Raw genomic sequence first — 11,920 nt, 5'->3', positions numbered from 1 at the left:
ATCGATTAATTTCAATAAAATGAATATAAAACGATTATAACGGAATCTGGAGGAATAAAACAGTATGTTATCTCTGCTCAATCAATACTCTCGCAGTAGAGTTGCTTGGTTTTTGTTATTTCTTTCCACCTTTATTTTTGAAATAACCGCTCTCTATTTTCAACATGGCTTAGGCCTTGCCCCTTGTACATTATGTATCTATCAACGTTGTGCAATTTACGGCATTATGCTTGGCAGCTTAATTGGACTGATAGCGCCTAGCAAACTAATTTTTCGCTTAGCAGGTATTTTGGTGTGGTTAATTAGTGCCATTAAAGGTTTTAACTTAGCAACGTTTCATGCCCATTTACAATTTGAACCAAATCTAGGTGATACCTGTGCTATTAATGTGCAATTTCCTTCTTGGTTAGCGTTAAATGAATGGTTACCAAGCATGTTTAATGCTTATGGCTCATGTGCAGACAAAATTTGGTCTTTTTTAACTATTGAAATGTCGCAATGGATGATCATTATTTTTGCTTGTTACCTTTTAGTGAGTTTGGTGATACTCTTCTCTCAACTATTTTCACCGAGTAAAAAGTCAATCTGGAGTAAATAAACTTTTCGACTGGCACTTTTTGTTGAGTTTGTTAGAATGTGTGGCAATTTAATTTTACAAATTATCACACATACATGCTTTTGGAATATCATCCCCCCATTGATCCGTGGCTAACTATTTTATATCAAGATGATCATATTGTTGTTGTGAATAAACAACCCGGTATATTATCTGTTTCAGGCAATAAGCCACAATTTATAGATAGCATTATTCATCGCTTACAACAAAAATATAGTTATGTTGAATCAGTCCATCGTCTCGATATGGCGACCAGTGGTATCATGGTTGCGGCTTTATCAAAATTGGCTGATAGAGAAATTAAAAAACAATTCCGCGAACGAGTACCGAAAAAAACTTATATTGCCGTAGTTCATGGCCATCTTAAAAATGATATTGGCCAAGTCGAATTACCATTAATTTGTGATTGGCCTAATCGTCCACGACAAATGGTTGACCACGAAAATGGCAAATATGCATTAACCCATTATCAAGTTATTTCCCGTAATGATGATAATACCACCAGAGTTGCACTATTTCCGTTTACAGGACGCTCCCATCAATTACGAGTTCATATGCAAGCAATCGGACATCCCATTCTAGGGGATAAATTTTATGCTCATCCTGAAGCATTTTCGATGTCAAAACGATTATTGTTACATGCACAACTACTTACAATAAATCACCCCAAAACAGGGGAAAGTATGACATTTTGTTGTGAGCCAGATTTTTAAAATTTTAAACAATAAATCTATTAGTAATATTTAACTTACTAATAGATATATAACACAAATTAGTTATGGAGTCATAAAATGCAAAAAATTGTTTTAGCTACCAATAACCAAGGAAAAGTCAATGAATTACAACAGCTTTTGGCTAATGCTGGCTTTGATGTTGTAGCCCAAAGTGTATTCAATGTTCCTGATGCTGAAGAAACCGGTTTAACATTTATTGAAAATGCTATCTTAAAAGCTAGACATACTGCAAAATTGACAAAATTACCTGCGATTGCAGATGATTCTGGCTTAGTTGTTGATGCGCTAAATGGTCAGCCAGGAATATATTCAGCTCGTTATGCCGGAGAACATGGCAATGATAAAAGTAATAATGAGAAATTATTACTTGCATTAAAGGATGTAGCAAAAGAAAAAAGAACTGCATACTTCTACTGTGCGCTTGCTTTTATACGACATGAAAATGATCCAACCCCTATTATCTGTTTAGGAAAATGGAATGGATTAATTTTGAATGAACCGCATGGCAATGGTGGATTTGGTTATGATCCATTATTTTTTGTTCCAGAACTTAATTGTAGTGCCGCAGAGCTAACCAAAGAGCATAAAAGCCAAATTTCTCATCGAGGACAAGCACTTAAACAATTAATCGCCAAAATAAAAACTGAGTATTAGCCAGATAATCTGGCTTTTCAGCTCACTACTTATTTCCAATAATTGCACATTTTGAACTAAACAGTATATACTAGAACACCAATTATTTTGGAGTTGATATTGTGATATTATTGATAGTAAGTGGCCGTTCAGGTTCAGGAAAATCAATTGCATTACGTGCACTAGAAGATATGGGATTTTATTGTGTTGATAATATTCCTATTGCGTTATTGCCTCAACTTGCTGAATCATTAAAAGATAATAATACCCCTGTTGCGGTCAGTCTAGATATTCGAAATTTGCCTGATAATTTTGATTTTAATCATGATGTCCTCCAACGCTTACCCTCTTCGGTTACACCGGAAATAATCTTTTTTGATTGTAGTCGTAATACACTAATTCGACGTTATAGCGAAACCAGACGAATACATCCCCTTACTAATCAAAAATATTCATTAGAAGAAGCCATCGATCTTGAAGAGGCTTACTTAGAGCCATTAAAATCACATGCGAGTTTGATGATAAATACCGACAACCTTTCGGTTCATGAGTTATCAACTATTCTTAGAACCAGAGTTTTAGGTAAGAAAGAACGAGAATTAACCATGATCTTTGAATCATTTGGATTTAAACATGGTTTACCCGTCGACGCTGATTTTGTGTTTGACGTTAGATTTTTACCGAATCCCCATTGGGATATCTCTTTACGACCATTAACCGGCTTAGATGAACCCGTTAAAAACTATTTATTAAAACATGATGAGGTAACGAATTTCATTTATCAAACCGCCAATTATCTACAACAATGGTTGCCTATGTTAGAAAAAAATAACCGTAGCTATTTAACTATTGCCATTGGTTGTACCGGTGGACAACATCGTTCTGTTTTTATCGCTGAACAATTAGCCGAGTTTTTTAAAGCACAAAATAAACAAGTTCAAATTCGTCATCGTACACTTGAAAAACAATAATTACTGTTATTCAATAGGATTAACATTTGATAGATCTTTTAATCGTTTTTTATATTTTTCAAATATATCTTTAAATGTCGGTTTAAGTTTAGTTTTAGTTGGAAGTGATGTAATCAACTGACTAACTTTTACTAATTCAATATCATCAGGTAAATTAGCTAATTTTGTACGTAAGACATTCACAGTTTGTGGATGAGGATGACCAATAGCAATGGCATGACCATTTTTGTGGGCAATTTTTATTGCCAAATCAAACTGCTGAGCGATAGCATATTCTTTTTGCTGATCATCTAAAAATACATCGCGTCCAATAACCGCTATATTGTATTCACTTGCTGCGTTTTTTACTTGGGTCTTACCTATCGTTTTACTATCTAAAAAAAACATGGAATAGTGACTTAACGCCTTCATCACGTTATGCATACCATTTAAATTTGCAGTCATTAAACTGCCCATATGATTATTCACACCAATAGCATACGGCACACGGGAGACGGCATCATCAACGATTCTTTTTACTTCTAACTCACTCATATAGGGAAATAGAGTATCTTTCTCTAAAGGTTGTTTTCCCAAAGGGGCCATGGGTAAGTGAATAATAACATCATTACCATGTTGATGGGCAATAGTCGCAATCCGTCTAGCATTAGGCGAATGAGGTAGAACGGCAATAGTGATGTTAGGAGAAAATGAAATAATCTGTTCTTCATTGTGCTGGCGATAACCAAAATCATCTATAACTAATGCTAATTTTGCTGCTAATACACTATTAGCTTTAAATAAAAAAAGTAATACTCCTATTTTTAACAGATTTTTTATCATTTTAACCAGCCGCTTGGATCTAATGCTTTACCATCTCGACGAATTTCAAAATAAAGCCCAGCGGTATTTTGACCGCCACTAGAGCCAACAATAGCAATTGGCTGTTGAGCTCGAACTTTTTCGCCTACTTCAACTAAAACGCGCTGATTATAACCATATAAACTCATATCGCCTTTACCATGTTCAAGTGCAACAACAAATCCATAACCTTGTAACCAGCTGGCTAAAATAACTCGTCCATCAGCAATAGCTTTAACTTGAGTGCCATCTCTGGCATCGATAACCATACCTTTCCAACGTAGTTCACCTTGTAATGTTTCACCAAATCGATGAATAGTATTACCATTTACTGGCCAATTAAATTGGTGTTGCGGTTTACCAATACCACTGACTCGAGCCATTAATGCCCGTTCGTTAGCATTAAGTGTGTAATTAGTATTCTTTTGTTGTTTTTCTTCTATATTTTTTGCTTGCCTTGCCTCTTCTTCGGCTATTTTTCGACTTTCTCGTTCCGCTTGGGCAATTCTAGCCTGTAATTTTGCTTCGTTATTCTTTAACTCGTCTAATTTCTGTTGATTTTTCTGCATTGAAGACTCAAGCAAATTGATAGTTTTTTTACGATTCTGGTGATTTTTTTCTAGAGCTAACTGTTCCTGTTTCTGTTTAGTATTTAGCGTTTTTTGCGTGCTCTGTGTCTTTTTCAAAGCCGTTTTCTTTTCACTAAGTTGAACTTGTGTTTCACGAAGCATATTTATTTGCTGTTGTCTTGCTTCATTAATATAACGAAAATAGGTAATAAGACGTTCATTACGCTCACTTTGTTCGCTAGCAAAAATGAGTTTAAAGTTGGTGTTTTTTCCTAACTTGAAAGCACTTTCTAACTGTTTGGCTAACTCATTGCGTTGTTGTTGTTGTTTAATTTTTAAATCATCAATTTGTTTAATTAAAGAAATGATTTCACTGTCTAACTTTTTAAGTGTAAGACTATTTTTCTCAATTGATGTTAATAATTTTGCTATTTCTGTCTCTTGATCTTTAAGATCATTAATCAATTGCGTTCGCTCTTTTTTTTGCTCTGCTAGACGTTTCTCTTGTTCTTCGATTGAACGACGTAACGATTGTAATTGTTGATTATCATCTGCATACACAAAGTGTGTATTTATTAATCCAATAAAAAATATAATCAACAGTTTATGATAAATAGACATGGCCTTTTTATTTTTGATTTTTTACCAAGCAATATAGATGACTTCACTATACCGACAAATGGCTAAAGATGCAAAATGAAAACTATCATGTATAGCTTAATCAATATAAAGTAATTAGGCATTTCACAAGCTCTAATAAAAAGTATAAAATGTAGCACTATTTAATTTGTAGAAAAATTAATTCAACCATAAAGATAACATCATGCAAAAGTTTAATGTCAAAACCTTCCAAGGTTTAATACTTACGTTACAAGATTACTGGGCTAATCAAGGTTGTACAGTGATTCAGCCATTAGATATGGAAGTCGGTGCGGGTACTTCTCATCCAATGACCTGTCTACGAGCACTTGGTCCGGAACCAATTAATGCAGCTTATGTTCAACCATCTCGCCGCCCAACTGATGGTCGTTATGGTGAAAACCCAAATAGGTTACAGCATTATTATCAATTTCAAGTTATCTTAAAACCATCACCAGATAACATCCAAGAACTCTATCTAGGATCTTTAAAAGAACTTGGCCTTGATCCAACTATCAACGATATTCGTTTTGTAGAAGATAACTGGGAAAACCCAACATTAGGTGCATGGGGATTAGGTTGGGAAGTATGGCTAAATGGCATGGAAGTGACGCAATTTACCTATTTCCAACAAGTCGGTGGGCTTGAATGTAAACCAGTCACCGGTGAAATTACCTATGGATTAGAACGACTAGCAATGTATATCCAAGGTGTAGATAGTGTTTACGACTTAGTTTGGAGCGATGGAGCATTTGGTAAAACTACTTATGGTGATGTTTTTCATCAAAATGAAGTCGAACAATCAACCTATAATTTCGAATACGCTAATATTGATTTCTTATTTTATTGTTTTGAACAACATGAAAAAGAAGCAAAATTATTACTTGAATTAGAAAAACCACTACCATTACCAGCTTACGAACGTATTTTGAAAGCAGCTCACTGTTTTAATTTATTAGATGCTCGTAAAGCAATTTCGGTAACCGAACGCCAACGTTATATATTGCGAATCAGAACATTAACCAAAATGGTGGCTGAAGCATATTACGCATCTCGTGAAGCACTAGGATTTCCAATGTGCCAAAATTCAAGTTCTAAACCAAATGCAGCAAAGTAGGAGTTGATATATTATGCAAAAAACATTTTTAGTGGAAATCGGTACTGAAGAGTTACCACCAAAATCACTCCGTACTTTAGCTGAAAGCTTTGCAGCTAATTTTATTGAACAACTTGATAATGCTAATTTAGAACATGGTGAAGTACTTTGGTATGCATCACCACGCCGTTTAGCATTAAAAGTTTTGAATTTAAATGATACTCAACCAGATAGCCAAATTGTTAAACGGGGACCAGCAGTCAGTGCAGCATTTGATGCAAATGGTAATCCGACAAAAGCAGCAGAAGGTTGGGCTCGTGGTTGTGGGATTGATATATCACAAGCAGAACGAATTCAAACCGATAAAGGCGAATGGCTATCTTATACTCACAATCAAAAAGGTCAACCTGTTGTCAATTTACTTTGTGATATGGTTAAAAATGCCTTAAATAAATTGCCGATTCCTAAACCGATGCGCTGGGCAGCTCGTCAAGTTGAATTTATTCGACCTAGTCATACAGTCACGATGTTATATGGTGATGAGCTAGTACCAGGTATCATTTTAGATATTCAATCAAACCGAATCATTCGTGGTCACCGCTTTATGGGTGAGCAACAATTTACTATTGATAATGCGGATCAATATCCAGAAATTCTTGAGCAACGAGGTAAAGTCGTCGCTGACTATAACAAGCGAAAATCAATCATTAAACAGCAAGCTGAAGAAGCAGCAGCTAAACTTAATGGTAAAGCAGACTTAACCGAAAGCTTACTTGAAGAAGTTTCATCATTAGTTGAATGGCCAGTGGTATTGACTGCTAAATTTGAAGAAAGATTTTTAGAGGTTCCAGCTGAATCATTGGTATATACCATGAAAGGCGATCAAAAATATTTCCCTGTTTATGACAAACAAGGAAAATTGTTACCAAATTTCATTTTTGTTGCCAATATTGAGTCCAAAGATCCGCAAGTTGTTATTTCAGGTAATGAAAAAGTCGTACGCCCACGTTTAGCTGATGCTGAATTCTTTTATAAAACAGACTTGAAACAAAGCTTAGAAGCTCGTCTTCCTCGCCTTGAAACTGTTTTATTCCAACAACAATTAGGTACAGTTAAAGATAAAGCATTCCGCATTGAAGCTTTATCAGGTTTTATTGCTGAAAAAACAGGCGCTAATGTTGAACAAGCCAAACGAGCAGGAAAATTAACTAAATGTGATTTAGTCACCAATACTGTATTTGAATTTCCTGAAACTCAAGGCATTATGGGACGATATTTAGCGATTAAAGATGGTGAAAGTATCGAAGTTGCCACGGCTATTGAAGAACAATACAAACCACGTTTTTCTGGTGATGAGTTACCAAGTACAGCGGTTGCTAGTGCGGTCTCAATTGCAGAGAAAATGGATACATTAGCGGGTATTTTTGGTATTGGACAACATCCAAAAGGAGATAAAGATCCTTTTGCGCTTCGTCGAGCAGCTATTGGCGTATTACGCATTATTGTTGAAAAAGATTTACCTATTGATTTAGTTGAATTAGCTAATTTTGCCACATCATTATATGGTGATAAATTAACTAACAAAAATGTTGTTGAAGACATTGTCAACTTTATGCAAGGTCGATTCCGAGCTTGGTATCAAGAAAAAGGATTTGCTATCGATACGATTCAAGCAGTACTAGCTATCAATCCAACTAGACCGGCTGATTTTGATGCCCGTGTCAACGCTGTAACACATTTTAGAACGTTGCCAGAAGCTTCTTCATTAGCTGAAGCTAACAAACGAGTATCAAATATTTTATCGAAGACCGCAGATACTATTCCTGAAAATATTAACGCTTCATTGCTCGAAGCTGGTGCTGAAGGCGAATTAGCGATGCAAATAGCGGTATTAACAGATAAGTTAGCGCCTTATTTTGCTAAGGGACAATATCAAGAGGCTTTAGTTGAATTAGCATCCCTCAAAGCACCTATAGATACCTTTTTTGAGAAAGTTATGGTGATGGTTGATGATGAAAAAATTAAACTAAATCGCTTGGCTCTTTTAAAGAAACTACAAAATTTATTTTTGAAAGTTGCCGATATTTCATTATTACAATCATAATTATTAAATTGAATTTATACACCGTGGTAATACTTGTATTACCACATATAAGGAAACATGATGGATTCACAAAAAAACCTTTCATTTACAGCTATTTTTCAACAAACGATTAACTTTATCCGTAATCGATTTTCCCTAATAGCAATATCAAGTATTGTACTTGGTTTAATTAATACTTTAGTTATATATTCTATAATTAATCCTAACCAACTAATGCTAGAATTAGAGTATTTTAATCAATTCGGTATGATTCCCGATTATTTTATGAAAACCGTCATAATTCTATATTTGGTGAATATAGTTTTGGTTTCAATAATATTAAGCATTATCTGTAATTTATCAATGAGTAACAAACTTAATCCAAGTTTAATATTGTCACGAATACTACCAATATGCCTGAATATACTTGGTTTTTCTGTTTTATATATGTTAATTTGTATTCCTATCGCTATTTTATTCTTACTGGTCTTTAGCATAATAGGATTGCTTGTACCCAAAATGGTATCATTACTATTAATATTGGTGATAGGTTGTACGGTTTTAGTAATTTATAAGTCGATTTTTAATTATTTTCTCGTTTCAGCAGCACAACCTAACTCGACGCCTTTTTTTCAAAGATTTAACGCCTGCCACATGTTTTTCTTCCAAAATTGGAAAGCGCCTGTTTTAATGATTTTAATCAGCGTTATTTTTACTGGAATACTGAATGGTATAAGTTCTTTAGGAAAAAATATTGTTTTTGATGTTATATCTACCTCACTAGGTGTGTTTGCTGATTTCTTTATATTTAGCTTCTTTTATCGTTTATACAGCATAAATAATAATATTGAATCGACAAAATCAGACGATAATAACAAACTAATAATTTCTTAATTATCATTAATCCCTATTAATAAAATTTAATAGGGATTATTAATTTCTAATTCTCACCAAAAATCTTTATGTTACGGTTATTATTATGACGCCAGCCATTAGATTACTAAAAAATCAGAAAATAAAATTTAATATTCATCAATATCAGCACGATGCCGATCAAACTCATTATGGTCAAGAAGCCGCAAATAAGCTTGGATTAGAACTTAATATTGCTACTAGTCAAATATTTAAAACTTTAATAGTGAGTATCAATGGTGATAATAAGACATTGGCTGTTTGTGTTATACCAGTTAATTGTTCTTTAGATCTAAAACAAGTTGCTAAAATACTAGATTGTAAAAAAATTGAGTTGGCTGATCCACATTTAGCACAAAAAACGACTGGCTATATAGTGGGTGGAATCAGCCCATTGGGTCAAAAAAAATTATTACCGACACTGATTGATATTAGTGCTAAACAGTACCAAACTATGTTGGTATCTGGTGGCAAAAGAGGATTAGAAATTGAAATATCTCCAGCTGATTTAGCCAATCTATTGAATGCTAAATTTAGCAAATTGTCTAATTAACTATATTGATAAAAATTGATAATAATTAAGAAAAACAAACAGATTCTAAAAAGAAAAAAGAAGAGAATTTGAGATTAACAACAAGGCCATAACTTATCCATGTATGGCCTTAGATGCTACCCTATCAATAATGATAGGAAAAAAAGCAGTAATATTATTTGATTGCTTCTTTTAAGCTTTTACCCGAAACAAATGCAGGCACTTTGCTTGCTGCAATTTTGATTTCTTTACCAGTTTTTGGATTACGGCCAATACGAGCTTTACGAGCATTAACTTTAAATGTACCAAAACCAACTAGTTGAACCGGCTCACCAGCTTTTAGTGATTCAGTGATAGCAGCAAGAGTTGCTTCTAACGCTGTTTTAGCGGCAACTTTAGTAATATCAGCTTTACTAGCGATAGCATCTACAAGTTCTGTTTTATTCATGGAGATATCCTTACATATTTATTTTATTGTTAAAGTTAACATTTTTTAGCAAAGTTAATCACTTAATTTTGCTTCTGTAAACATTATTCAGATTACATTGTTGTTAAATGTAGTCTATATTTGTGTAATGTTAAAGAAAAATTTAATAAAAATTAAAAAAATCACTCCGTAAGCGACTTAATTGCTCAAAAAAACACCAATATTGCTCGTTTTAGTCAATCTTATATCTTCCTTTAGGCCTTTAATTAGATCAACCATTTCATTGTTTTCATTACTTAATAATCGAAAAATATCCCATTGTAAGTCAAATTCTTCAACAACACTAGGTAATTGCGATTGTTCTTGCTCCGAAAGTTCAATATTATCCTTAGTCATTTCAAATTCAGCCACTGTAGTAGCCGATATACTACTCACTTTAGCCGAATGTTCGACTATTTCACCACTGATATAAGAATGTAAAATCTCGCTCAGCGCCTGACAAGCATCAATAGCAGGATAAACCATATACGGACTATCCTCGTTGAGGATTGGAATTATCAATTCCAGTTTTTCAAGTTGTAAATCAAAATTGATTTTAACATTTTCTACTAATAATGACTCCCAGATTAAATCAAGAATTTTTTTATAGCCGACAGCTGATTGTTCATCTTGTTGTAAACGGCAATAATAAACATAGTTTGGATACATTCGTTCACATAAACAAATCATAAATAAACGCTGTTGCCATACAGCTAGCTTTGCTATTCTCAATTGAACTGGATTTTTAATCATAAATGGAACCTTTTGGACTGTTGATGTACTGCATTAACTAAATATTGTACATGCTCAATTGGGGTATCTTGATGAATACCATGCCCTAGATTAAAAATATGGCCATTATAGTAGCCAAAATCAGTCAGCACCGATTCAACTTGAGACTCTATGGTTTCTCTGTTAGCGTACAATATTGAAGGATCTAGATTACCTTGTATAGCAATATTACCCTTTTGAGCAATTAGATTCAAATCCACTGTCCAATCAACACCTATTGCATCACTTCCTGATTGACAAATTGTATCCAACCATAATCCCCCCCCTTTGGTAAATAGCGTAACAGGGACATAAGAAGTAATATTGTTACTTTTCTTACCACGCTTTAATTGCGAAAGAATTAATTGCATATAATGCAAAGAAAATTCACGATAACTTTGATGGCTAAGTACCCCACCCCAAGTATCAAATATCATAATCGCTTGCGCACCAGCATCAATTTGTGCATTTAGATACATTGCCACACTATTAGCCAATTTTTCTAATAATAGATGCAACGCTTTTGGTTCACAATAAAGCATTTTCTTTATTTTTGTAAAAGCTTTACTACTACCACCTTCAATCATATAAGTGGCTAATGTCCATGGACTACCAGAAAAGCCAATTAAGGGGACTTTACCAGCTAACTCTTGCTTAGTTAAACGAATAGCATCCATCACATATTTAAGTGATAGTTCTGGATCGGGTATTGGCAATTGTTCTATATCTACCAAACTAGAAATTGTTTTTTCAAATTTTGGACCTTCACCAGCTTCAAAATATAATCCAAGTCCCATAGCATCAGGAATGGTTAAGATGTCAGAAAAGATAATTGCGGCATCAAGTTCAAAGCGTCGCAACGGTTGTAAAGTCACTTCACATGCGAGTTCTGGCGTTTGACACATTGTCATAAAATCACCTGCTTTTGCTCTAAGCTGTCGATATTCAGGCAAATAGCGACCAGCTTGACGCATCATCCAAACTGGCGTGTAATCTACCGGCAAACACTGTAATGCGCGTAAGTAACGATCGTTTTTCAATTGGCTCATCTTTTAGTT

13 protein-coding genes are annotated in these 11,920 nt (G+C 34.2%); 8 read left to right on the top strand and 5 right to left on the bottom strand.

Annotation, left to right across the window (positions count from 1 at the left end; all coding sequences use genetic code 11):
• The first annotated feature begins 64 nt into the window (after positions 1–64).
• The 4 genes from dsbB to rapZ all read left to right on the top strand — a co-directional run bounded on the left by dsbB (position 65) and on the right by rapZ (position 2,954).
• Positions 65–598, top strand: a complete 534-nt coding sequence (gene dsbB, locus H3T83_RS04715) for a disulfide bond formation protein DsbB (protein WP_065578278.1) — start codon at positions 65–67, stop codon at positions 596–598.
• A gap of 74 nt (positions 599–672) precedes the next feature.
• Entirely contained in the window at positions 673–1,329 is a 657-nt protein-coding gene (gene rluA / locus H3T83_RS04710) for a bifunctional tRNA pseudouridine(32) synthase/23S rRNA pseudouridine(746) synthase RluA (protein WP_198215233.1), read from the top strand.
• 78 nt (positions 1,330–1,407) lie between these two features.
• Entirely contained in the window at positions 1,408–2,004 is a 597-nt protein-coding gene (locus H3T83_RS04705) for an XTP/dITP diphosphatase (protein WP_198215232.1), read from the top strand.
• Between the two features lie 101 nt (positions 2,005–2,105).
• Positions 2,106–2,954: an RNase adapter RapZ gene (rapZ, locus tag H3T83_RS04700; protein WP_086361692.1), complete on the top strand. Its 849-nt coding sequence runs from the start codon at positions 2,106–2,108 to the stop codon at positions 2,952–2,954.
• Between the two features lie 6 nt (positions 2,955–2,960).
• Here the strand turns inward: rapZ and H3T83_RS04695 are convergent, their stop codons facing one another.
• Both H3T83_RS04695 and envC read right to left on the bottom strand, forming a co-directional pair.
• Entirely contained in the window at positions 2,961–3,776 is an 816-nt protein-coding gene (locus tag H3T83_RS04695; RefSeq protein ID WP_198215231.1) for a divergent polysaccharide deacetylase family protein, read from the bottom strand.
• Positions 3,773–4,924 carry a murein hydrolase activator EnvC gene (gene envC, locus H3T83_RS04690; protein WP_165755073.1) on the bottom strand — a complete coding sequence of 384 codons (1,152 nt, stop codon included), beginning with the start codon at positions 4,922–4,924 and terminating at the stop codon, positions 3,773–3,775. The genes H3T83_RS04695 and envC overlap by 4 nt, the downstream gene beginning before the upstream one ends.
• A gap of 262 nt (positions 4,925–5,186) precedes the next feature.
• Here envC and glyQ point away from each other — a divergent pair, with 262 nt between their 5' ends.
• The 4 genes from glyQ to ybaK all read left to right on the top strand — a co-directional run bounded on the left by glyQ (position 5,187) and on the right by ybaK (position 9,646).
• Positions 5,187–6,119 carry a glycine--tRNA ligase subunit alpha gene (gene glyQ, locus H3T83_RS04685; protein ID WP_065578272.1) on the top strand — a complete coding sequence of 311 codons (933 nt, stop codon included), beginning with the start codon at positions 5,187–5,189 and terminating at the stop codon, positions 6,117–6,119.
• A 10-nt stretch (positions 6,120–6,129) separates the two neighbouring features.
• Positions 6,130–8,202, top strand: a complete 2,073-nt coding sequence (gene glyS / locus H3T83_RS04680; RefSeq protein ID WP_370528008.1) for a glycine--tRNA ligase subunit beta — start codon at positions 6,130–6,132, stop codon at positions 8,200–8,202.
• Between the two features lie 60 nt (positions 8,203–8,262).
• Positions 8,263–9,075 carry a hypothetical protein gene (locus H3T83_RS04675; RefSeq protein ID WP_198215229.1) on the top strand — a complete coding sequence of 271 codons (813 nt, stop codon included), beginning with the start codon at positions 8,263–8,265 and terminating at the stop codon, positions 9,073–9,075.
• Positions 9,076–9,160: 85 nt separating this feature from the next.
• A complete protein-coding gene (gene ybaK, locus H3T83_RS04670) occupies positions 9,161–9,646 on the top strand; it encodes a Cys-tRNA(Pro) deacylase (protein WP_065578269.1) in 486 nt (161 codons plus the stop codon).
• 154 nt (positions 9,647–9,800) lie between these two features.
• Here the strand turns inward: ybaK and H3T83_RS04665 are convergent, their stop codons facing one another.
• The 3 genes from H3T83_RS04665 to hemE form a co-directional block, all read right to left on the bottom strand.
• Complete coding sequence (locus H3T83_RS04665) at positions 9,801–10,073, bottom strand: HU family DNA-binding protein (RefSeq protein ID WP_065578268.1); 273 nt, start codon at positions 10,071–10,073, stop codon at positions 9,801–9,803.
• 177 nt (positions 10,074–10,250) lie between these two features.
• Positions 10,251–10,844, bottom strand: a complete 594-nt coding sequence (locus H3T83_RS04660) for a YjaG family protein (RefSeq protein WP_065652089.1) — start codon at positions 10,842–10,844, stop codon at positions 10,251–10,253.
• Positions 10,841–11,911, bottom strand: a complete 1,071-nt coding sequence (gene hemE, locus H3T83_RS04655; RefSeq protein ID WP_198215228.1) for a uroporphyrinogen decarboxylase — start codon at positions 11,909–11,911, stop codon at positions 10,841–10,843. The genes H3T83_RS04660 and hemE overlap by 4 nt, the downstream gene beginning before the upstream one ends.
• Positions 11,912–11,920: the final 9 nt, after the last annotated feature.

Source organism: Gilliamella sp. M0320, assembly GCF_016101635.1.
In the GTDB taxonomy this organism is placed as follows: Bacteria; Pseudomonadota; Gammaproteobacteria; order Enterobacterales; family Orbaceae; genus Gilliamella; species Gilliamella apis.
The sequence above is the reverse complement of the archived record's forward strand: the minus strand, read 5'-3'. Positions and strand labels throughout refer to the sequence as shown.